Here is a 21,208-nt window from a genome sequence, read left to right as displayed (position 1 = left end):
GACGTCCTTACGGTGACGCTCATGCAGACTTCCCGGACCCCTGACCACGAACCCCCCACGCCCCCCGCAGACCGGCCCCTGGCCGGGCGCACCGCGCTGGTCACCGGTGCGGCGAGCGGCATCGGACTGGCCTGCGCGCAGGCCCTCGCCGTCGCGGGCGCCCATGTGCACGTGGTGGACAAGGCCGCCGACGCCGCCAAGGAACTGGCCGAGCGGATCGGCGGTACGGCCTGGGTGGCCGACCTCTCCGTGGCCGAGGCGGTGGACGCGCTGCCCGACGACGCGGACATCGTGGTCAACAACGCGGGGCTGCAGCACGTGGCCCCGGTGCACGACTTCCCGCCGGACCGCTTCACACTGATCCACCGGGTGATGGTGGAAGCACCGTTCCGCATCTTGCGCCGTACGCTCCCCGGCATGTACGAACGCGGCTGGGGGCGCGTCGTCAACATCTCGTCCGTACACGGGCTGCGCGCCAGCCCCTACAAATCGGCCTACGTCTCGGCCAAGCACGCACTGGAGGGACTCAGCAAGGTGGTCGCACTCGAAGCGGCGGAGCACGGGGTGACGAGCAACTGCGTCAGCCCCGGCTACGTCCGCACCCCCCTCGTCGAGAACCAGATCGCCGACCAGGCCCGCAGCCACGGCATCTCGGAACAGGACGTGGTCGGCCGGGTGATGCTGGAGCGCAGCGCCATCAAGCGGCTCATCGAACCCGCTGACGTGGCCGGCGCCGTCCTGTGGCTGTGCGGTCCCGGCACGGGACACATCACCGGAACCTCCCTCGCGATGGACGGCGGCTGGACCGCCAACTGACCTCCCCCCGCTCCCCGAAGAACGATGGCCGCCCATGTCTGAACCGTCCCCCTCCGCCGCCCCCCTCCTGGCGCGCCTCCTCGACCTGCTGGCCGACGACGCCCCCGCCGAGGAGCTCGGCGTCGTCACCTCGGAGGCCAGGGCCGCCGGGGTGCCCGCCGCCGAACTGGCCGAGGTGGAGCGGGCGGCCGCGACCGCCCTGCGGATCAGGGGGGTCCTGCGCCAGCACCGGCGCCGGGAACTCCAGCTCACCGCCCTCTTCGACACCGCGGGCGACCTGGCGGCCTCCCGGGACCTGGACGATGTGCTGAAGGCCATCGTGCGGCGGGCCAGGATGCTGCTGGGCACCGACACCGCCTACCTCACGCTCCCCGACGAGGAGGCGGGCGACACTTACATGCGGGTCACCGACGGATCGGTCTCCGTCCTCTTCCAGCGGCTGCGCCTCGAACTCGGAGAGGGCCTCGGCGGACTCGTGGCGCAGACCGCGAGCCCGTACGCCACCCCCGACTACCGCACCGACGACCGCTTCCGCCACACCCGCAACATCAACGCCGGGGTGCTGGACGAGGGGCTCGTCGCGATCCTGGGAGTGCCCCTGCTGCTCGGCTCCAGCCGCGGCGGTACGGGAAAGGTCATCGGCGTCCTTTTCGCCGCGGACCGGGCCCCCCGCGTCTTCAGCCCCGAGGAGGTGGCCCTGCTGTGCTCGCTGGCCGCCCACGCCGCGATCGCGATCGACACCGCCCGGGCACTGGACGACACCAGATCGGCCCTCGCCGAACTCGCCGGGGCGAACGCCGAACTCGCCGAGGCCAACGCCGCCGTACGGGCGCACTCGGCCGCCATGCAACGGGCCGAGGAGGCCCATGACCGGCTCACCGACCTGGTGCTGCGCGGGGGCGACGTCAAGGATGTCGCCGCGTCCGTGGCGGGGCTGCTGGACAGCGCCCTGACCATTCACGATCCGGTCGGGCGGCCGCTGGCGGCCGTATCGCCGGAGGGCGGGGTGTTCGCCGTCGACAGCATGGACGCGGGCTGGCTCGCCGGGACCGCCGAGGAGTCCCGTAGCGGGGCGCGCGCGGTGCACCGCGACGGCCGGTGGATCTGCGCCGTGCTCGCCGGGCAGGAGCTCCTGGCCAGCCTGGTGCTGCACCGGCCGGACCACCTCGACGACTCCGACCGGCGGCTCTTCGAACGCGCCGCTGTCGTCACCGGTCTGCTCCTGCTGCTGCGCCGCACGGTCGCCGAGACCGAGAACCGCATACGGGGAGAGCTGATCAGTGATCTGCTCAGCGACCCGGAGCGCGACCCGGCGGGACTCGCCGAGCGGGGCAGACGGCTCGGCATCGATCTGGACCGGCCGCATCTGCTGCTGGTGGCGGAGGCGGCGGCCCGGGAGAAGCTCGGCGGCGCGGCGATGCGGTACCTGTTCGGTGGGGACATCCACGGAGTGAGCGCCGAACACGCGGGAACCGTGGTGCTGTTGATCGACTGCGGAGACCGGACACCGATGTCCGGCGAGGCCGCCGGCGAGGCCGCGCGGGCGGCGGCCACGCAGCTCGGGCACCTGGTCCAGGCACCCGTCACCGTCGCGGGCACAGGCCCCGCCCGCGGCCCGCGCGAACTGGCCGCCGCCCACGCGGAGGCCGCGCGCTGTCTGCGGGCGATGCGGGTGCTGGGGCGTACGGGCGAGGGCGCCTGTGTCGACGAACTCGGCTTCCTCGGTGTGGTGCTGGGCAACGCGAAGGACGTGGACGGCTTCGTCACGGCGGTGCTGGGCCCGCTGCTGCGGTACGACGAGCGGCGCGGCACACACCTGGTCCGGACGCTGCGGGCGTACTTCGCCGCTGGGGGCAGCCTGATCCGCGCCAAGGATGAGCTGCACGTCCATGTGAACACGGTGGTGCAGAGGCTGGACCGGATCCAGGTGCTGCTGGGCCGCGACTGGAACGAGCCGGACCGGGCGCTGGAGCTTCAGCTGGCGCTGCGGCTGCAGCTGCTGTCGGGCGGCCGGGACGAGTGATCCGGGCCGCCCGGGGTGCGGGACCCGCTCTCAACCGCCGGACGTTCCCTGTCCGTCCGGTACGGAGGCCGCCAGCAGACTCTCGACGATCCGGGTGGCTCCCGGCTCGCCCGTGAGCACCGTGTAGTGGTTGACGCCGTCGATCCGCACCGCCCGGACCCCGGTGCCGGAGAGTCCCGCCGCCGCCAGGCGTGTCGCGTCGTACAGGCCCTGCTCCTCGTTCATCAGGCCGCGCTCCGCCCACAACAGCGTGGCGGGCTCCTGGAGTTTGCCCACCGCCGACAGCACCTCGTCCTCGAAGAGGCCCATGCCGTCCGTGCGGACCGCCTCCAGCCGGCAGCCGGAGCGCAGCGCGGGCTCCTCGCCCGTCAGGTCCCGCTGGATGTACGCGTCCACCTCCGGCGACCAGGCATCTCCCTGGAACGCCGGATGGGCCTGCCAGAACGCCCGGTACGCGGCACGGTCGGTGAACGTCATCGACAGACGGTCCATGGCCGGGCCGATCACGGCGGTCAGCAGTTCGTCCGCGGACAGGTGCGTGGGGGCGGGGAAGCCGAATCCGCCGTCCACGAGCACCAGCGGACCGAAGCGGCCCGGGTGCCGTACGGCGGCCAGCGCCGCCACGAACGCGCCCATCGAGTGGCCGGCCAGCACCACCCGGCCCGGGCCGAGCGCCCCGGCCAGCGCGGCGGCGTCGTCCGCGTGTGCGGCGATGCCGTACGGGCCGGGCAGCTCGGCACTCGCGCCGCGGCCGCGCAGATCGGGGGCGACCAGGGTGGCGCGGCCCGCGAGCACCCCCGCCACGGCGCCCCAGGAGAGCGCGTTGGCGGTGATGCCGTGCAGGGCCACGACCACCGGCGCGCCGGGGTCCCGGGCGGGCCAGCGCAGCGCCGTGAGTTCGCCGCCGGTCACGGGGACGCGTATCTCCTCGTACGGTGTCACGGGTTCTCCTTGCGGGGTCGGCGCAGACGGGACGGCAGGCGGGCCAGGCCGCCGGGCAGCAGGTGTACCACGGCCACGAACAGCACCCCGAGCAGGAACAGCGGCTGGGAGAGCGGCACCCGCAGCACGGCGGGCAGGTCGGCGACCGCTCCCGATCCGGCGAGGTCGCCGAGCCGGTGGTCCGCCCAGGTGTAGAGGATGCCGCCGACCATCGGCCCCCAGCGGGTGCCGGATCCGCCCAGGACCACCATCACCAGCAGCGAGAGCGTGAAGTCGGAGGTGGTCGTCTGCGGGGTGGAGCCGCCGGTGAGCAGGAGGTGGACGAGGCCGCCGACCGCCGCCAGCGCCCCGGCCAGCACGAAGGCCGTCAGCTTGAACCCGTACGGCTTCAGGCCCAGGACCTCCACCCGGCGTTCGTTCTCCTTGATGCCCTCCCAGACCCGCCCGGTGGGGGAGCGGACCGCCCAGTGGACGACGCCGAGGGTGAGGACGAGGTAGGCGAGGGCGATCCAGTAGAGGTTCGCGGTGTTGTCGATGCCGACCAGCGAGGACGGCAGCAACTCCGCCGGGGCCGCCCGGCCCTCCTCGCCGCCGGTGAAGCCGCCGGGGTTCCGCGAGACCAGGATCGAGCCGGCCTGGGCGAAGGCGAGCGTCACCATCGAGAAGCCGATGCCCGTGACCCGCAGGCTCACCGACCCCAGCACGAGGGCGAGGGCGATTCCGAAGCACAGCCCCAGCACGGCGGCGACGGCGAACGGCAGTCCCGCCTCCAGCAGGAACATGTTGGTGGCGTAGCTGCCCGCGGCGAAGTACAGCGCGTGCCCGAAGGAGAGCAGGCCGGTACGGCCGAGCAGCAGGTCGTAGCCCGTGGCCAGTGCCCCGAACAGCAGGCAGGTGGCCAGGAGTTGGAGGCTTCCCGGGCTGCCGACCGGTCCGTCCAGCAGGCCCGGGAGGGGAAGCGCGCTGAACGGCGCGACCACCAGGAGCACCAGCACGGCGGCAGGCCACCGGCGCAGCAGCCGGGTGGCCCTCCCGGATGCCGGGGGCACGGTGGGCGCCGGTCCGCCGTCCGTACGGTCGGGTGTCTGGGTGGCGGTACTCACGCGAGCCTCCCGGTCAGTCCGCGCGGCCGGACGAGCAGCAGCGCGGCGAGCAGGACGACGACGGCCAGGTCGCCGAGGCCCGCTGCGGTGTAGTAGTTGGCGAACTGCTGGACCAGGCCGATGACCACGGCCGCCACTGCGGCACCGGTCACCGACCCCATGCCTCCGGTGACCACCACGACGAACGCGAAGATCAGCAGCGAGGTGCCCTGACGGGGGTCGACCGAGCCGAAGTACAGGCCGCCGAGCGCCCCGCCGAGCGCGGCGGCGCAGCCGCCGATCGCGAAGACGAGTGTGAAGGCCTTGCGGACGTCGATGCCGAGCGCGGTCACCATCGCCCGGTCCTCCACCCCGGCCCGCACGACCAGACCGTGCCGGGTCCGGCCGAGGAACAGGCGCAGCGCCACCAGGACGAGCACCGCCGCCGCGATCAGGACCAGCCGGTTGACGGGGACTTCGGCGCCCAGCAGCCCGAAGGTGCCGGACAGCGCCTGCGGTCCGGGGAAGGTCAGGGCGTCGGAACCCCAGATGCCCGACAGCAGGGCGGGGACGGCGAGCCCCACCCCGACCGTGGCGAGCACCTGCTCGCGCGGCCGGGTGTAGAGGGGCCGTACGACGGCCAGTTCGAGCAGTACGGCCGCGAGGGTGCCCACCGCCGTACCGAACAGCACGGCGAGGACGAAGCCCCAGCCTCCGGCGTCCGCGCCGGGCAGGTTCCCGGAGGCCGCCCACCAGGTGCCGTAGGCGCCGATGGAAAGGAGCGCGCCGTGGGCGAAGTTGAGCACGTCCATCAGGCCGAAGATCAGCGAGAGCCCGGACGCGATGAGGAAGTAGAGCGCACCCAGACCGAGACCGGTCATGGTGAGCAGCACGATGGTGGACATCAGGAATCCGCCTCCGCGGGGTGTGTGGTGAGCGGGCCCGACCCGACGCCGAGCAGTCGGCGGGTCGCCTCCGCGTCGCCGAGCAGCCCGTCCGCCGTGCCCCGGTGGGCCGTCCGGCCGTCGGCGAGCACCACGCAGTGCTCGGCGAGGCGCCGTACGACGGCGAGGTTCTGCTCCACGAGCAGGACGGGCACGGCCTCCGCCGCCCGTTCCAGCACCCCGGCCACCTCGGTGACCACCTTCGGCGCCAGGCCCTTGGTGGGCTCGTCGGCGATGATCAGCCGGTTGCCGTTGAGCAGGGTGCGGCCGATGGCCACCATCTGCTGCTGGCCGCCGGACAGCGTCCCGGCCAACTGCCTCTCACGGAGTTTCAGTTCGGGGAAGAGCTCGTGCACCAGGGGATAGGCGGGCTCGCCCGCGCCGCGGCGCTCGGCCAGCCGGAGGTTCTCCGCCACGGTCAGTCCGGCGAAGATCCCGCGGTCCTCGGGGGCGTATCCGATGCCCCGCCGGACCAGGGTGTGGGTGGGCATCGCCACGGTCTCCTCGCCGTCGAGCCGCACGCTCCCGGCGCGCGGGACGAGACCGAGGATGCCGCGCACGGTCGTGGTCTTCCCCGCACCGTTGCGGCCGAGCAGCGCGGTCACCCCGTGGCGTGCCACGTCCAGGTCCACGCCGTGCAGGATGTGCCGGCCGCCGATGAGGACCCGCAGGTCCCGCACGGCGAGCAGCACCTTCGGGTCGGACGTCACAGCCCCTCCCCGAGATAGGCCTGCTGGACGACCGGGTCGGCGGTCACGGCCTGCGGGGTGTCCAGTGCCAGCAGTCGGCCGTGGTGCATCACGGCGAGCCGGTCGGCAAGACCCAGCAGGACGTCCATGTGGTGCTCGACCATGAGGACGGTGCGGCCCTCGTCCCGGTGCAGGGTGCGGATCAGCTCGGTGAGCGCGGGGACCTCCTCCGCGCTCACCCCGGCCATCGGCTCGTCGAGCAGCATGACCCGGGGCTCACCCACCAGCAGCACCGCCAGTTCCAGCTTGCGCTTCTCGCCGTGCGACAGCTCCGCGGCCGTAGCCCGGGCGCGGTGGCCGAGACCGGTGCGCTCCAGTACGCCGGTCACCTCGGCGGTGTACGGGGAAGCGCGCCGCCACAGCCGGTAGGAGCCGCCGTGGCGGGCCTGTGCGGCCAGCCTGACGTGCTCGGCCACCGTCATCTGCGGCCAGAGGCTGGAGGTCTGGAACGTCCGGCCGATGCCCCGCCGGGCGCGGGTGTGCACGGGCAACCCAGTGATGTCCGTACCGTCCAGCTCGAGGGTGCCCCCGGTCGGCGGGTTCAGCCCGCTGATCAGGTTGAACAGGGAGGTCTTTCCCGCCCCGTTGGGGCCGATGAAGGCGAGGAACTCGCCTTCGCGGACGCTCAGCGTGATGTCCTGGAGGATGGTCGCCCCGCCGATGCTCCAGCCGAGACCGTCCAGTCGAAGTACGGGAGCACTCGTACGCGCTCCCCCGTCGTGCGCGGTGATGGCGCCGGGTGCCGTCACCGCTCAGCCCGCCGAGGGCTTCGCGGGCGGTGCGACCGCGTCCTTGGGCTGTGTGCTCAGCAGCTCGGGTTCGGCGGTGGCGCCCTTCCCGTTCAGCCTGGCCACGAACATCGGCTGAATCAGTGCGTGGTCCTCGGCGCGGATCTGCTCCTGGCCCTTCACACCGTCGAACGTCCAGCCCTCCAGGGCCTTCACCATGGCGGCGGTGTCGGTCGCGCTGCCCTCCTTGACGGCCTGCACGATCATCTGTGCCGCGGTGAAACCGTCCGGGGTGAACAGGTCGGGGGTGCCGCCCGCCTTCGTGACCCCGTCGAGCATGGCCTTCTCCACGGCGTTCCCGCCGCCCGCGCCGGGGAAGTAGTGCGCGAGGAAGGAGACCTTGGCCCCGGCGGCTCCGAAGACCGGGTACGAGGCCGTTCCCGCGAGTCCGGTGACGACCTTGCTCGCGGTCAGCACCCCCTGTTGGTCGAGGGCCGTCCACAGGGCCGGGGCGGTCGCTCCCGCCCAGGCGACGAAGACCAGATCGGGGCCGCCCGCCTTGACCTGCCGTGCGAACGGGGTCAGATCCGTGGCACTGGGCGGGGCCAGGACGGAGCCGACCTTCGCGCCCTTCGCGCCGAGCACCGCCTTGACCGCGGCGACATTGGCCTGGCCGAAGGTGGAGTCCTGGGCCAGGACGGTGACCTTCTTGCCCGCGGCGTCGCCGAGCATCGTGCCCGCGGTGAGGATGTCCTGGTAGGACTGCCGGCCCGAGCGGAAGGTGTACTCGTTGATCCCGGTCACGGCGTCCGTGGCGGCCGGGCCGCTCACGTACAGCACCTTGTTCTGGGCGGCCAGCGGGGCCATCTGGAGGGCGACACCGGAGTCGGTGGTGCCGGCCAGGACCTTGTAGCCCTTGCCGATCAGGTTCTTCGCGGCCGAGACGGCCTTGCCGGGGTCGCCCGCGTCGTCCTGCTCGGTGACCTCGATGGTGTGACCGTCGACCTTGCCGGTGCCCCCGGTGGCGTGGTCGAGGCCCGCCATGAACCCGTCGCGGTACTGCTTCCCGTACGCGGCGAGCAGTCCGGTACGGGAGTAGACCAGGCCCACCTTGACGGTCTCGTCCTCGCCCCCGGCGGAATCGCTGCCCGCCTGCCCCGCGGCGGTGCACCCCGCCAGGAGCAGGCCGGCGACCGCCAGCGTGGCCGCGGTCAGGGTTCTGTGCTGGACGGTGCCTACGGCTCTGCGACGCATGGGGACCGGCTCCTCGGCATGGTTCGGGTGATGTCGGCCGAACCGTATGAACACCGTGGCGCCGTCGACATGGTGCAGGGCACCTCACCTGACGGGGGCACCGTGTGGGTGCCGTACATGGAACGCCGGGCCGTGCCGGTCAGCGCCCGGCGGTGCCGGGTTCCGCAGCCGGCGGGCCGACCAGCCGGCACACCGTCTCGATGTCCCCCCGCACCTGCGCGATCGAGGCCCGCCCCGACAGCCAGGTGATCAGCGCCGAGTGCCAGGTGTGCTCGATGACGCGGACCACGGCCAGTTGCTCCTGGGTGGGGTTCTCCAGCCCAATCGCGTCCACGACGATCGCCGTCGTCAGACGCGAGACGGCATCCACCTCCGTGCTCGCGCTGCGGTCGGCGAAGGTCAGCGCCCGCACCATCGCATCCGCCAGGTTCGGTTCGCGCTGGAGCGCCCGGAAGGCCCGCATCAGGGTCTCGGCGACCCGCTCGGCGGCGTCGTCCCCGGCGGGCGGCCGCTTACGGAGCGTGAGGTGCAGGTGCTGGAGCCGGTCCTGCATGACGGCGACCAGCAGATGGATCTTGGAGGGGAAGTAGCGGTAGAGCGTTCCCAGGGCGACCCCGGCGGCGTCCGCCACCTCGCGCATCTGCACGGCCTCGAAACCGCCCCGGCCGGCGAGCTGGGCGCCCGCCTGCAGAATGCGGCGGCGGCGTGCCTCCTGGCGCTCCGTCAGGGGAGGTGCTGCCGGTCCGGGTTCCGCTGTCATCTGTCCCCATCCAAGGCTTCCGTCCGCGCCGGAGGGCGGCACGCTGGTTCGCACCGCCGGTCCGGGCCGTGGACCGGCCGTACGGTCGACGCCGCTGACCTGCGAAGCCGGTCGGTCCGCGGAGAAGGAACCGGTTCTCTGTCCGGCGGGCACCGGCCTCCGGGGGCGCACAGCATGCCAGGGCGCCCGCCGTGGCGCGAATCACCTGATCCGGCCGTCACGCCGACGCTACCTGCCGGTAGATTCGGTGCTTGTTGAACGAACGAGTCTGAAACTTGTTCTAGATTAACGCGACCGGTTACGCTCCGGCGAAAACGCAGTGAGAAGGGGGCCGAGTGTGACCGCTGAGGCCATAGAGTCAGGCCCCTTCACGGGCAGCGGCGCGTCGGACACTGACAGTGACCGTCCGTTGCGCATCGCCCTCCTGACCTACAAGGGCAACCCCTTCTGCGGCGGCCAGGGCGTGTACGTGCGCCACCTCGGCCGCGAACTGGCCCGGCTCGGCCACAGCGTCGAAGTGATCGGCGCCCAGCCCTACCCCGTGCTCGACGAGGGCGTTCCGCTCACCGAACTGCCCAGCCTCGACCTGTACCGGCAGCCCGACCCGTTCCGTACCCCGGGACGGGGCGAGTACCGCGACTGGGTCGACCTCGCCGAGGTCGCCACCATGTGGACCGGCGGCTTCCCCGAACCTCTCACCTTCAGCCTGCGTGCCCGGCGCCATCTCCTGGCCCGCCGCGGCGACTTCGACGTCGTGCACGACAACCAGACGCTCGGCTACGGCCTGCTCGGCGACCTCGGCGCCCCCCTCGTCACGACGATCCACCACCCCATCACCGTCGACCGTCAACTCGACCTGGACGCAGCGGAATCCGGCCTCCGCCGGCTCTCGGTGCGCCGCTGGTACGCCTTCACGCGCATGCAGAAGCGCGTCGCCCGCCGGCTGCCGTCCGTCCTCACCGTCTCCGGCTCCTCCCAGCAGGAGATCGTCGAGCACCTCGGGGTACGCCCGGACCGCGTCCGGGTCGTGCACATCGGCGCCGACACCGACCTGTGGTCGCCCGACCCCTCGGTCGCCGAAGTACCCGGCCGGATCGTCACCACCTCCAGCGCGGACGTCCCGCTCAAGGGCCTCGTCCACCTCGTCGAGGCGCTCGCCAAGCTCCGTACCGAGAACCCGCACGCGCATCTCGTGGTCGTCGGGAAGCGGGCCGAGGACGGACCCGTCGCCCAGGCCATCGAGCGCTACGGACTCCAGGACGCCGTCGAGTTCGTCAAGGGCATCAGCGACGCCGAACTGGTCGGCCTCGTCCGCAGCGCCCAGATCTCCTGCGTCCCGTCGCTGTACGAGGGCTTCTCCCTCCCCGCCGCCGAGGCCATGGCCACCGGCACCCCGCTCGTCGCCACGACCGGCGGCGCCATCCCCGAGGTCGCGGGCCCCGACGGGGAGACCTGCCTCGCCGTGCCTCCCGGCGACGCGGGGGCCCTGGCCGCCGCACTCGGCCGGCTGCTGGGCGACCCGGAGCTGCGCGCCCGCCTGGGCGCGGCAGGCCGCGCACGGGTGCTCGCCAACTTCACCTGGGCCAGGGCGGCCCTCGGCACCGCCGAGCTGTACCGTCAGGCGATCGCCGCCAGGGGAGCCCGCAGGTGACCTCGCCCGTGGCCCCCGGACCCCGTACCTCCGACCTCGAAGGCAGGCCCCCGTGCTGACCGTCGACTTCACCCGCTTCCCGCTCGCCGCAGGCGACCGGGTGCTCGATCTGGGCTGCGGCGCCGGCCGTCACGCCTTCGAGTGCTACCGGCGCGGAGCCCAGGTGGTGGCTCTCGACCAGAACGGCGAGGAGATCCGCGAGGTCGCGAAGTGGTTCGCCGCGATGAAGGAGGCCGGGGAGGCCCCCGCGGGCGCCACGGCCACCGCGATGGAGGGCGACGCCCTCAACCTGCCGTTCCCCGACGACTCCTTCGACGTCGTGATCATCTCCGAGGTGATGGAGCACATCCCCGACGACAAGGGCGTGCTCGCCGAGATGGTCCGCGTGCTGAAGCCCGGCGGCCGGATCGCGATCACGGTGCCCCGCTACGGCCCCGAGAAGATCTGCTGGACGCTCTCCGACGCGTACCACGAGGTCGAGGGCGGGCACATCCGGATCTACAAGGCCGACCAACTGCTCGGCAGGATCCGCGAGGCCGGGCTCAAGCCCTACGGCACCCACCACGCCCACGCGCTGCACAGCCCCTATTGGTGGCTCAAGTGCGCCTTCGGCGTCGACAACGACAAGGCGCTGCCGGTGCGCGCCTACCACAAGCTGCTGGTCTGGGACATCATGAAGAAGCCGATGGTCACCCGGGTCGCCGAGCAACTGCTCAACCCGGTGGTCGGCAAGAGTTTCGTGGCGTACGCGACCAAGCCGCACCTCCCCAAGGCCGAGGCGTGAGCACACCCGAGCGGACCGAGCACCTCGTCCTGCCCGGTGTCCTCACCGCCGAGCAGGCCGCCGAGTCCGTGGCCGCGCTGCGCGCCGTGCAGCGCGAGGACGGGGCCCTGCCCTGGTTCCGCGGCCACCACCTCGACCCGTGGGACCACACCGAAGCCGCCATGGCCCTCGACGCGGCCGGTGAGCACGAGGCCGCGGCACGCGCCTACGCCTGGCTGGCCCGTCACCAGAACGAGGACGGCTCCTGGTACGCCGCCTACCACGACGGCGACCCCGAGCAGCCCACCGACCGCGGCCGCGAGACCAACTTCTGCGCGTACGTGGCCGTCGGCGTCTGGCACCACTACCTCGCCACCGGTGACGACGCGTTCGCCGACCGGATGTGGCCGACGGTCTACGCCGCCGTCGAGTTCGTGCTGCGACTGCAGCAGCCCGGCGGCCAGATCGGCTGGAAGCGCGAAGCCGACGGCACCCCCGTCACCGACGCGCTGCTGACCGGCTCGTCCTCCATCTTCCAGGCGCTGCGCTGCGCCCTCGCCCTCGCCGAACAGCGCGAGGAGCCGCAGCCCGACTGGGAGCTGGCGGCCGGAGCGCTCGGCCACGCGATCCGCAGCCACCCCGAGCGTTTCCTGGACAAGAACCGCTACTCGATGGACTGGTACTACCCGGTCCTCGGCGGCGCGCTCACCGGGCCCGCCGCGACCAAGCGGATCGAGGAGGGCTGGGACCGTTTCGTCGTGCCCGGCCTCGGTGTGCGCTGTGTGCTGCCCAACCCCTGGGTGACGGGCGGCGAGAGCTGCGAACTGGCGCTGGCGCTCTGGGTGACCGGGGAGTCCGACCGGGCGCTGGAGATCCTGCAGTCTGTCCAGCACCTGCGCGCCGACGGCGGCATGTACTGGACGGGGTACGTCTTCGAGGGCGAGCGGGCCTTCTGGCCCGAGGAGCTCACCACCTGGACCGTGGGTTCACTGCTGCTGGCGGTGGCCGCCCTCGGCGGGGACGAGGCGACCACCGCGGTCTTCAGCGGCGAACGGCTGCCGACGGGCCTGGAACCCGACTGCTGCGGCTAGGACCCGGGACCGCTAGAACCGGCGGACCCGGCCCGCCACGGCGTGCCCGATGAAGAGGTAGACGACTGCGGCCAGACCGTAGCCCGTGACGACCCGCGCCCACGCTTCGTCGAAGGTGAACAGGTCGTACGACCACCCGGCCAGCCAGCGGGCCGAGTCCTGGACGAACTGCACCAGGTCGTTGGCCCGGTTGGCGTCGAGCAGGTACATCAGGATCCACAGAATGATGATGAACGCCATGATGTCCGCGACGACGGCGATGAGTCGTGCGGCGGTACTGCTTCCTGTGCCTGTTCTGGGAGACATGCTCTCCGGGTTGCCGCTTTACGGTGAGTGAAACCCGTACGGCGTGTGCCGAGTGGCGGACCGCCCTCGCACGGGCGAGCCTGGCGGCGAGTGCCGAGCCGCGCCACTCACCGTGAGACGCCCGGTCAGGGAGGCCCGCCGTGCCCCGTTCCGTCCCGCTCCGCCGGCTGCTCCTGGCGTTGCTGCTGTCCTGCGCCGTGCTCGTGGGCGGCACCGCCTGCGGCGACTCGGACACCGACGCGAGCAGTGACACGAGCAGCAGTGCGACAGCGAGCCCCACGACCTCGGCAGAGGCCCAGAAGTACGCCAAGGCACGGTTCGTGGCCAACGCGGGACTGGCGGCCGGAGCCGCGTACCAGTGGATCGTGAAGCCCTACCGCGCGGGCAAGTTCAAGAAGGGCGCCGACGGGCGGACGTTCGCCGTGGTCAAGGCGGGCCTCGCGGGCGCGTTCGCGTACAACAGGCTCAAGGCGGCCGCGGACAACGCCAAGGGCGACCCGCTCCTGTCGAAGGCCGTGGCACCGCTGACGGCCGGAATCGAATCGCTCAGGGGAATGGCCACCAAATTCGCCAAGGGCGAGGCGGGCGCGGGCGATGTCGGCGCGTTCGAGAGCGTCATCGACAGCATCAAGGACGCGGGAAAGAAGGCGGGCGCCGAGGTGACGGACAAGATCCCGTCCACCTCCCAACTCGGCGGATAATCCAGGTGAGAGACCCTGTGCACCGCATTAGGGTGCCAGGATGACCTCCCTTGCGCACGACCGCTACTGCGACGAGATCCTGTTCCAGACAGACGCGTTGAGAGCTGCGGTCAAAGGCGCGGACCTGACCGCGAGAGTCCCCACGTGTCCCGAATGGAGTCTGCGCGATCTCGTCGTCCACGTCGGGGGAGCCCACCGCTGGGCCGGCGAGATCGTCCGCACCCGGGCCGCCGAGGAGATCCCCGACGAAGCGGCGCCGGACGCCGGGGGACCCGGCGGTGACGACCCCGGTGCCCTCGACGCCTGGCTGGCCGAAGGAGCTGCCGGGACCGTGGCCGCCCTGCGCGAGGCCGGTCCTGACACGGCCGTCTGGACCTGGGCGTGGGAGCGGCGGACCGCCTTCTGGGCCCGCCGCATGGTGCACGAGACCGTCGTCCACCGCGCGGACGCGGCCCTGACGACGGGGACCGTCTACGAGGTGGCACCCGACGTGGCGGCCGACACGATCGACGAGTGGCTGCAGATCGTCGCCTTCTCCCAGGCGGAGGGCGACCCCGAGGCGGCCGAACTGCGCGGGGCGGGGCGCTCCTTGCACCTGCACGCCACAGACGTGCCGGGTGCCGAGTGGCTGATCGAGTTCGGCGAGAAGGACTTCACCTGGCGCCGGGCCCACGAGAAGGCGACAGTGGCCCTGCGCGGCCCGCTGACCGAGCTGATGCTGGCGTTCAACCGGCGGCAGAAGCCGGACGAGGGCGGACTCGAAGTACTGGGGGACAGGGACCTGCTGGACTTCTGGCTGGACCGCTCGTCGTTCGGCTGAGCGGCCACCCGGATCCCCGTACGACAGCGGCCCCCGCCCGGAAGGGCGGGGGCCGCTGACCGTCTGCGGGACAACTCAGCCGCGCTGGATGCCCGTCGTGTCCTGCAGCACACCGCGACGGCCGTCCTGCGTCTGGGCGATGAGACCCGGACCGCGCTGCTCGACCGCCAGGTACCAGGTACCGGGCGCGAGTTCGGCGATCGGGTTCGGTGCGCCGTCCTCGCCGTACAGCGGACGGGCCACCGGCACCGCGAACCAGAACGGCGTGAAGTCACCGGCCGGCGCTCCACCGCCCTGCGGAGCCTGCGGGGCCTGCTGGGGGTCCGGCTGACCCGGCTGGCCCGGCTGCGCACCGTACGGCTGGGGCTGACCCGGCTGCGCACCGTAGGGCTGCGGCTGGCCACCGGGGTAGCCGTAGCCCTGGCCGGGCTGCGGCTGGGCGCCGTACGGCGCCTGCACGGCCTGCGCGGGGCTCGGGGCACCCATGAGCGGGGCCTTGAGGGCGGGAACCAGCGGTGTGGCCACCGCACCGCCGGCCAGCGCGATGGTCGCCAGCAGTCCGAGGATCAGACCGGCGCCCGCGTTGCTGGCGTCGATGATCGTCCAGAACATGGTCCACAGGGCGAACACCGTGAAGGCGGCGCCGAACTGGCCGAGGTCCAGCCCCGCGACCTTGCGGCCCGGCATGGAGCGGCTCACGATCAGCAGTGCCGCGCCGATGATGCCGGCCAGGTAGATGCCCATCAGGAGCGAGAGCGTGTCCCAGGCGTTCGAGCTGTAGCCGGAGCAGTCGACGCCGGAGGGGCAGTCGACGCCGAAGAGGTCGAGGAAAGAGGCGATGAACAGCACGACCGCTGCTCCGATCACCACGCCGTCGCCTCGAGTGAGGGAGCGGATATTCACGTGAAGGTCCTTAGTCGGTCGTCTCGTCGGGGCGGTCGTCGATGCCGCCTGAACGGCGGGTACGGCGCGAAGCTCGGGGGCGGCTCCCCATCGTACGGATGAATCTATCGTCTGCCCGGGCGCGTTGTGTGCCTGCCCGGACCTCGGACGGACTATCCCCCCAATGTCTCGTCACTATCACCGCAGTTCTACCGCTCGAGGTAGCTGCTGATGCCCTCGGCGATGCCCAGGGCCGCCTTCTGGCGCCAGTCCGCGCTCATGAGCAGAGCGGCGTCCTTCGGGTCACGCATATTGCCGCATTCGACGAAGACTTTGGGCACGGTCGACAGATTCAGACCGCCGAGGTCCTTGCGGGTGTCCAACCCCGTATTGCCGCCGATGTAATTGGAGGGTGCGCTTCCGGTAATGCGGACGAACTTTCCCGCGATCCGTTCGCCGAGATCGCGCGAGGGGGCCACGATGTCCGCCGTGTCCGCGGCGCCGCCGCGCACCACTGCGGGAAGAATCACGTGGAAACCACGGTTGCCGGCCGCGGAACCGTCCGCGTGGACCGAGACGACGGCATCGGCGCGGGCCTCGTTGCCGATCCGGGCCCTCTCGTCGACGCACGGGCCGAACGGGCGGTCGTCGTCCTGGGTGAGGACGACCTTCGCGCCCTCGGCCTCCAGCAGCGTGCGCAGCCGGCGCGAGACGTCGAGGGTGAACCGGGCTTCCGCGTAACCGGAGTTGGTGGCGGTGCCCGTGGTGTCGCACTCCTTGTGCCCGGTACCGATGTCCACCTGGCGGTTGATCTCGGCCGTGCGGTCGCGGTTGCGCGGGTTGTGCCCCGGGTCGATCACCACGGTCCTGCCCGTGAGCGGCCCCTTCGGCAGCGGCTTCGTCGGCTTCGTCGGCTTCACGGAAGCTGACGGGGAGGCCGGAGGGGACGTGGGGGAGGGGCTCTTCGACGCCGCCGGGGTCGGCGAGGAGGACGTGGACGCCTCGCTGCCGCCGGAAAGGGGCTGTGCCTGCCCGGGAGCGGGACCGCCGTCGCCCCCGCATCCCGCCGCGGTCAGACAGACGGACGCCAGCACCACGGCGGCGAGCACGGGCCTGCGCGGCGCGGTCGCGCGCAGCGGGGCGGCAACGCGCGGGGAGGGGGGACTGCTGTCGTCGTAGCGCACGTCGCGATGCTATCCGTGACCTTCAGATCCCCGGTCCCGTACGCCGCAGTACACGCAGGGAGTCCGTCACCGAGATCTCCGTGAACGCACCGGAGGACAGAGCCCGTTGGTGGACGCGGTACGGGGCCTGGCCGCCGTCCGCCGGGTCGGGGAACACATCGTGGATCACGAGCAGCCCGCCGTCGGCGACATGAGGGGCCCAGCCCTCGTAGTCACCGTTCGCATGCTCGTCCGTGTGCCCGCCGTCGATGAAGACGAGGCCGAGCCTGCCGCCCCAGACGGCCGCGACCTGCGGCGACCGTCCGACGAGCGCCACCACGTGCTCCTCCAGACCCGCCCGGTACAGGGTCCTGCGGAAGGAGGGGAGCGTGTCCATCAGGCCGATCTCCGGGTCCACGACCGTCGGGTCGTGGTACTCCCAGCCGGGCTGCTGCTCCTCGCTGCCCCGGTGGTGGTCGACCGTGAGCACGGTCACGCCCGCCGCGCGGGCGGCGTCGGCGAGCAGGATCGTGGAGCGCCCGCAGTACGTACCCACCTCGAGCAGCGGGAACCCGAGCGCGGCCGCCCCGGCCGCCGCGGCGTACAGCGCGAGACCCTCGCGCAGCGGCATGAAGCCCTTGGCGGCCTCGAAGGCGGCGAGGACCTCCGGCTCGGGTGCGACGACGGACTCGGCGGTCACGGGCTTCCTCCAGGGGGTGCGGCATCGATCGGCGCCCCATCGTGCCGTACGCCCCCGGCGGTGCCGTCGGCGGGGGCGTGCGTGCGCCCGCGCGGGTCCTGCCAGGTCAGGGGCGCACGGGCGCCGGGGCAGGGACGCCGTCGGCGGCCGCCGCGTCGAGCGCGTCGCCCGCACTGCTCGCCAGCAGGACCGGGCGCGCGGGGCGCTGCGACGGCAGGAACGCGGCCAGCAGCAGCCCGATCAGCACGGCACCCGTCGCAATCATGAACGAGGTCCGGAAGCCCTCCATGGTGGGCACCTCCACCGACCCCACGTGTACCGAGGTGTTCGCGAGCACCATGCCGATGACCGCACTCGACAGGGACGTGCCGATCGACCGCATCAGCGTGTTCAGACCGTTGGCCGCGCCCGTCTCGGACGCGTCGACGGCCCCGATGATCAGCGCGGGGAGCGAGGAGTACGCGAGTCCGATACCGGCCCCGATCATCACCGCGATCAACACGGTCTGCCAGGCGGCGTTCATCAGGCCGAGCCCCGCCCCGTAGCCGACCGCGATGATCAGCAGGCCGAGCATCAGCGAGGCCTTCGGGCCGCGGCGGGCGGAGAGCCGGGCGTACAGCGGGGCCACGAACATCATCGTCAGGCCCAGCGGCGCCACACAGAGCCCCGCGACCACCATCGACTGCCCGAGCCCGTAGCCGGTCGACGCGGGCAGCTGCAACAGCTGCGGCAGGACCAGCGAGACCGCGTAGAAGGCGACCCCGACCATGATCGAGGCGAGGTTGGTGAGCAGCACCTCGCGGCGGGCACTGGTCCGCAGATCGACCAGCGGAGCCGGGCTACGCAGCTCGAAGATCCCCCACAGCACCAGGATCACCAGGGAAGCGGCGATCAGCCCGAGCGTGACGGGCGAGGTCCAGCCCCAGTCGCCGCCCTTGGTGACGGGGAGCAGCAGGCAGACCAGGCCCAGCGAGAGACCCAGCGCACCGACGAGGTCGAAGCGCCCGGCCGCGCGCAGCGAGGGCTCGGGCACGACGAGGACGGTGAGGACCATGGCCACCACCCCGAGGGCGGCCGAGCCGAGGAAGAGCGTGTGCCAGTCGGCGTGCTGCGCCGTCAGCGCCGCGGCGGGCAGGGCGAGCCCGCCGCCCACCCCGATCGAGGAGCTCATCAGGGCCATCGCCGAGCCGAGCCTCTCGCGGGGCAGCACATCACGCATGATGCCGATGCCGAGCGGGATGGCGCCCATGGCGAAGCCCTGGAGCGCACGGCCGACGATCATGACGACGAGGTCGTCGGTGGTGGCGCAGACCAGGGAGCCGATCACCATCACGGCGAGACTGGCGAGCAGCATCCGCCGCTTGCCGTAGAGATCGCCGAGCCGTCCCATGATCGGGGTCGAGACGGCTCCGGCGAGCAGTGTGGCCGTCATCACCCAGGTCGCGTCGGCCGGGTCGGTGTCGAGGAGGGCCGGAAGGTCCTTGATGACGGGGACGAGCAGGGTCTGCATCACCGCGACGGTGATCCCCGCGAACGCCAGCACGGGCACGACGCCGCCCGACCGGCCCTTGCGCGGGTCGGGAAGCTCCCCGGTCCGCTGTTCGGTTGTCGTCCGTCGCATACGTGGGGCCTCCGGGCAGGCGGGAAGTCAGGGGCAGGGCGGGGACGAGCGTGCGGCAGTGCGCCCGCGGGCAGCACCGACCGCCAAGTGGGTGCACACTGAACGCTTTCGTGTCTCCGATGTATTCCGCCGCCGTATTCCGGTGAACGGAGGAAGCCGGTGGCGTCACCCGCGGGCGGGCCGGGGCCGCCGTGTCCACCTCGGCACCGCAGCCGTCGTATTCGCTACCGGGCTTCGTCCAGCCTGGCGCGCGCGGCATCGGGGCCGGTGCCCAGGGACGCGTCGAGGTTGGCGGCCTGGTCGACGAGCCACGCACCGTCCTCGGCGGGTACCAGCCGGAGTGCCGTGTCTATCCGGTTGCCCGTCGCAGGGTCCAGGAGCAGAGTCACTCGCATGCCCACACCGGCCGGGTGGGGGCCGTCCGCCTCCATGTCGAACGGCTTGCCAGTGGTCACCCGGGCTTCCGGGTAGCTGCCGATGCGGGGGGTGCTGTCCCTCTCCTCGACGCACGCGGCGACCGTTCCTCTCCGCAGCCGCTGGGTCATGGCCTCGCAGGCCACCCTCCATTCCTTGTCCAGCTGGGCCTGCTGAAAGCGGCGGGCGGCCTCGGCCGCGGACGCTCTCCGCTCCTCACCCCCGGCACCGCCGTCGCCGCAGCCGGCCAACGGCACCGCCACCATGATCGTGAGCAGGGCAGCCGTGCGTACGAGCCGCGCAGTCATGTGTCGTTCCCCCCAGGAAGTGACCGGCCCTCACACCGGCGCCGTTGCGTGGATTACAGCACGGGTCCGAAGGCTCCCCGCCGACAGCCGCTGAACGCCTATGGCGGACCGGACCGACGCCTCTCCGAAACGCGCCGCCGGCGAACGCGCGTCAGGGGTGGCCGCCCTTTCGGCCGAGGGTCTCGTCGGCGTCTCATGGTGTCCTCCGTGGTGTCTTGTGCCGGACAGCGCCGGAACAGACTCCCGGCCGGGACTCATCGCTGTCGCCGGGCCGACGGGTTGGCGGCGGCTGCCCGACGGCCTGCCCGCGGCACCTCGTTCACGGGCTCGGCGCGGCACACGGGTCGCCGTGCGGAGCCGACGGCGCGTCCACGGGCAGCTCCGCGGCCACGGCGAAGCCGCCCTGTGAGCCGGGGCCCGACTCCAGGGAGCCGCCCGCGGCGGCGAGCCGTTCGGTCAGGCCCTTCAGACCGGTGCCACCGGCCGGCCCCGTGCCCCGCTCCTCGTCGGGACCCCGGCCGTCGTCCGTCACGGTCAGCCGCACCCGTTCGGACGTGGACTCGACCACGAACACGCAGCGGGTCGCGCCGCTGTGCCGCACGACGTTGGTGACAGCCTCCCGCGCCACCCAGCCGAGGAGCGCCTCCGTCTGCGGGGTGAGCGGCGGTCCCGAGCGGCGTACCACCGGCTCGATACCGGCGGCGGTCAGCGCGGACCTCGCCCGGGCCAGCTCGGTGGCGAGGCTTCCCTCGCGGTACCCCGTCACCGCCTCACGGATCTCGGTGAGCGCCTGGCGGCCGACGGACTCGATGTCGGTGACCTGAGCGAGTGCGGCGTCGATGTCGCGGGGCGCCAGCCTGCGCGCGGCCTCCGACTTGATGACGATGACCGACAGCGTGTGCCCCAGCAGATCGTGCAGGTCGCGCGAGAAGCGCAGCCGTTCCGCCTCCACCGCGCTGCGGGCCAGTTCCTGCCGGGTCGCCCGCAGTTCCGTCACCGTCTCCGACAGGGTGAGGATCGCGGCCGTCACGGCGCCCGAGAGGAACGTGCCGTAGCCGATCGTCCACGGCTCCGAGACGTGGTCGCCGCGCCACACCGCGACGGCCACCGCACAGGCGGCGAGGAAGGCCAGCGCCGGGACGAGCCGTCTGCCCCGCAGGATCGTCCCGCAGGCCAGGGAGAGCAGCGGGAAGAACAGCAGCCAGCTGCCGCCGTACCCGATCGCCAGACCGAAGGTGATCACGGCCATGGCGGCCAGCAGCACGTACGAGGTGGGACTGTCCCGCCTGTTGCTGTCGAACCCGCGGAACACCACCGAGATGTAGAGGGAGTTGAAGGCGAGGAGGCCGAGGCCGCCGACCCAGGGGTTCGGTGACTCGCCCTGCCACAGGTTGGAGAACGCGCCGAGCCCCATCAGCAGCCAGGGCACCAGGGCGTAGGGACCGGGCGGCCCGGGGCGCCGGGGCCTCTTTCCTGCGCGCGCCATCGTC

The 21,208-nt window shown here is 72.4% G+C and carries 21 protein-coding genes; 7 read left to right on the top strand and 14 right to left on the bottom strand.

The window, feature by feature from the left end; all coding sequences use genetic code 11:
• The first annotated feature begins 21 nt into the window (after nucleotides 1-21).
• Nucleotides 22-816: a 3-hydroxybutyrate dehydrogenase gene (locus tag ACFW9O_RS17260; RefSeq protein ID WP_384610178.1), complete on the top strand. Its 795-nt coding sequence runs from the start codon at nucleotides 22-24 to the stop codon at nucleotides 814-816.
• A gap of 34 nt (nucleotides 817-850) precedes the next feature.
• Nucleotides 851-2,839: a helix-turn-helix domain-containing protein gene (locus tag ACFW9O_RS17255; RefSeq protein WP_384610175.1), complete on the top strand. Its 1,989-nt coding sequence runs from the start codon at nucleotides 851-853 to the stop codon at nucleotides 2,837-2,839.
• Nucleotides 2,840-2,869: 30 nt separating this feature from the next.
• Here ACFW9O_RS17255 and ACFW9O_RS17250 read toward each other — a convergent pair whose 3' ends face one another.
• The 7 genes from ACFW9O_RS17250 to ACFW9O_RS17220 all read right to left on the bottom strand — a co-directional run bounded on the left by ACFW9O_RS17250 (nucleotide 2,870) and on the right by ACFW9O_RS17220 (nucleotide 9,298).
• Nucleotides 2,870-3,781, bottom strand: a complete 912-nt coding sequence (locus ACFW9O_RS17250; protein ID WP_384610172.1) for an alpha/beta fold hydrolase — start codon at nucleotides 3,779-3,781, stop codon at nucleotides 2,870-2,872.
• The gene (locus ACFW9O_RS17245; protein ID WP_384610169.1) at nucleotides 3,778-4,884 is read right to left on the bottom strand and encodes a branched-chain amino acid ABC transporter permease; all 1,107 of its coding nucleotides are present in this window, start codon (nucleotides 4,882-4,884) and stop codon (nucleotides 3,778-3,780) included. The genes ACFW9O_RS17250 and ACFW9O_RS17245 overlap by 4 nt, the downstream gene beginning before the upstream one ends.
• Nucleotides 4,881-5,768 carry a branched-chain amino acid ABC transporter permease gene (locus ACFW9O_RS17240; RefSeq protein WP_351175664.1) on the bottom strand — a complete coding sequence of 296 codons (888 nt, stop codon included), beginning with the start codon at nucleotides 5,766-5,768 and terminating at the stop codon, nucleotides 4,881-4,883. The genes ACFW9O_RS17245 and ACFW9O_RS17240 overlap by 4 nt, the downstream gene beginning before the upstream one ends.
• Entirely contained in the window at nucleotides 5,768-6,517 is a 750-nt protein-coding gene (locus ACFW9O_RS17235) for an ABC transporter ATP-binding protein (RefSeq protein WP_351175662.1), read from the bottom strand. Before ACFW9O_RS17235 ends, ACFW9O_RS17240 begins: the two co-directional genes overlap by 1 nt.
• Entirely contained in the window at nucleotides 6,514-7,305 is a 792-nt protein-coding gene (locus tag ACFW9O_RS17230; protein WP_384610166.1) for an ABC transporter ATP-binding protein, read from the bottom strand. Before ACFW9O_RS17230 ends, ACFW9O_RS17235 begins: the two co-directional genes overlap by 4 nt.
• Before the next feature lie 3 nt (nucleotides 7,306-7,308).
• Nucleotides 7,309-8,538, bottom strand: a complete 1,230-nt coding sequence (locus ACFW9O_RS17225) for a substrate-binding domain-containing protein (protein WP_384610163.1) — start codon at nucleotides 8,536-8,538, stop codon at nucleotides 7,309-7,311.
• Nucleotides 8,539-8,677: 139 nt separating this feature from the next.
• Nucleotides 8,678-9,298: a TetR family transcriptional regulator gene (locus ACFW9O_RS17220; RefSeq protein ID WP_384610160.1), complete on the bottom strand. Its 621-nt coding sequence runs from the start codon at nucleotides 9,296-9,298 to the stop codon at nucleotides 8,678-8,680.
• Between the two features lie 337 nt (nucleotides 9,299-9,635).
• Here ACFW9O_RS17220 and ACFW9O_RS17215 point away from each other — a divergent pair, with 337 nt between their 5' ends.
• The 3 genes from ACFW9O_RS17215 to ACFW9O_RS17205 are packed head-to-tail and all read left to right on the top strand — an operon-like array spanning nucleotide 9,636 to nucleotide 12,803.
• On the top strand, nucleotides 9,636-10,949 hold the full coding sequence (locus ACFW9O_RS17215; RefSeq protein ID WP_384610158.1) for a glycosyltransferase family 4 protein: 1,314 nt from the start codon (nucleotides 9,636-9,638) through the stop codon (nucleotides 10,947-10,949).
• 52 nt (nucleotides 10,950-11,001) lie between these two features.
• Complete coding sequence (locus tag ACFW9O_RS17210; protein WP_351175652.1) at nucleotides 11,002-11,733, top strand: class I SAM-dependent methyltransferase; 732 nt, start codon at nucleotides 11,002-11,004, stop codon at nucleotides 11,731-11,733.
• Entirely contained in the window at nucleotides 11,730-12,803 is a 1,074-nt protein-coding gene (locus ACFW9O_RS17205) for a prenyltransferase (protein ID WP_384610155.1), read from the top strand. Before ACFW9O_RS17210 ends, ACFW9O_RS17205 begins: the two co-directional genes overlap by 4 nt.
• 12 nt (nucleotides 12,804-12,815) lie before the next feature.
• Here the strand turns inward: ACFW9O_RS17205 and ACFW9O_RS17200 are convergent, their stop codons facing one another.
• Nucleotides 12,816-13,109: a hypothetical protein gene (locus tag ACFW9O_RS17200; RefSeq protein WP_384610152.1), complete on the bottom strand. Its 294-nt coding sequence runs from the start codon at nucleotides 13,107-13,109 to the stop codon at nucleotides 12,816-12,818.
• Nucleotides 13,110-13,249: 140 nt separating this feature from the next.
• Here ACFW9O_RS17200 and ACFW9O_RS17195 point away from each other — a divergent pair, with 140 nt between their 5' ends.
• Together ACFW9O_RS17195 and ACFW9O_RS17190 are read left to right on the top strand one after the other, a co-directional pair.
• Complete coding sequence (locus ACFW9O_RS17195; protein WP_384610149.1) at nucleotides 13,250-13,810, top strand: hypothetical protein; 561 nt, start codon at nucleotides 13,250-13,252, stop codon at nucleotides 13,808-13,810.
• 40 nt (nucleotides 13,811-13,850) lie between these two features.
• The gene (locus ACFW9O_RS17190; RefSeq protein ID WP_384610147.1) at nucleotides 13,851-14,630 is read left to right on the top strand and encodes a maleylpyruvate isomerase family mycothiol-dependent enzyme; all 780 of its coding nucleotides are present in this window, start codon (nucleotides 13,851-13,853) and stop codon (nucleotides 14,628-14,630) included.
• A 75-nt stretch (nucleotides 14,631-14,705) separates the two neighbouring features.
• Here the strand turns inward: ACFW9O_RS17190 and ACFW9O_RS17185 are convergent, their stop codons facing one another.
• From ACFW9O_RS17185 to ACFW9O_RS17160, 6 genes are all read right to left on the bottom strand, one after another.
• Nucleotides 14,706-15,533, bottom strand: a complete 828-nt coding sequence (locus tag ACFW9O_RS17185) for a hypothetical protein (protein ID WP_384610144.1) — start codon at nucleotides 15,531-15,533, stop codon at nucleotides 14,706-14,708.
• 188 nt (nucleotides 15,534-15,721) lie between these two features.
• Nucleotides 15,722-16,696: an N-acetylmuramoyl-L-alanine amidase gene (locus tag ACFW9O_RS17180; protein WP_384610141.1), complete on the bottom strand. Its 975-nt coding sequence runs from the start codon at nucleotides 16,694-16,696 to the stop codon at nucleotides 15,722-15,724.
• 22 nt (nucleotides 16,697-16,718) lie between these two features.
• On the bottom strand, nucleotides 16,719-17,375 hold the full coding sequence (locus ACFW9O_RS17175; protein ID WP_384610139.1) for a class I SAM-dependent methyltransferase: 657 nt from the start codon (nucleotides 17,373-17,375) through the stop codon (nucleotides 16,719-16,721).
• 106 nt (nucleotides 17,376-17,481) lie between these two features.
• A complete protein-coding gene (locus ACFW9O_RS17170) occupies nucleotides 17,482-18,996 on the bottom strand; it encodes an MFS transporter (protein WP_384610137.1) in 1,515 nt (504 codons plus the stop codon).
• Nucleotides 18,997-19,220: 224 nt separating this feature from the next.
• Complete coding sequence (locus tag ACFW9O_RS17165) at nucleotides 19,221-19,718, bottom strand: hypothetical protein (protein WP_384610134.1); 498 nt, start codon at nucleotides 19,716-19,718, stop codon at nucleotides 19,221-19,223.
• 319 nt (nucleotides 19,719-20,037) lie between these two features.
• On the bottom strand, nucleotides 20,038-21,204 hold the full coding sequence (locus ACFW9O_RS17160; RefSeq protein WP_384610131.1) for a sensor histidine kinase: 1,167 nt from the start codon (nucleotides 21,202-21,204) through the stop codon (nucleotides 20,038-20,040).
• Nucleotides 21,205-21,208 lie beyond the last annotated feature (4 nt).

Origin of the sequence: Streptomyces sp. NPDC059499, assembly GCF_042749285.1 — a bacterium.
In the GTDB taxonomy this organism is placed as follows: Bacteria; Actinomycetota; Actinomycetes; order Streptomycetales; family Streptomycetaceae; genus Streptomyces.
This window is presented reverse-complemented; position numbering and strand designations above follow the sequence as displayed.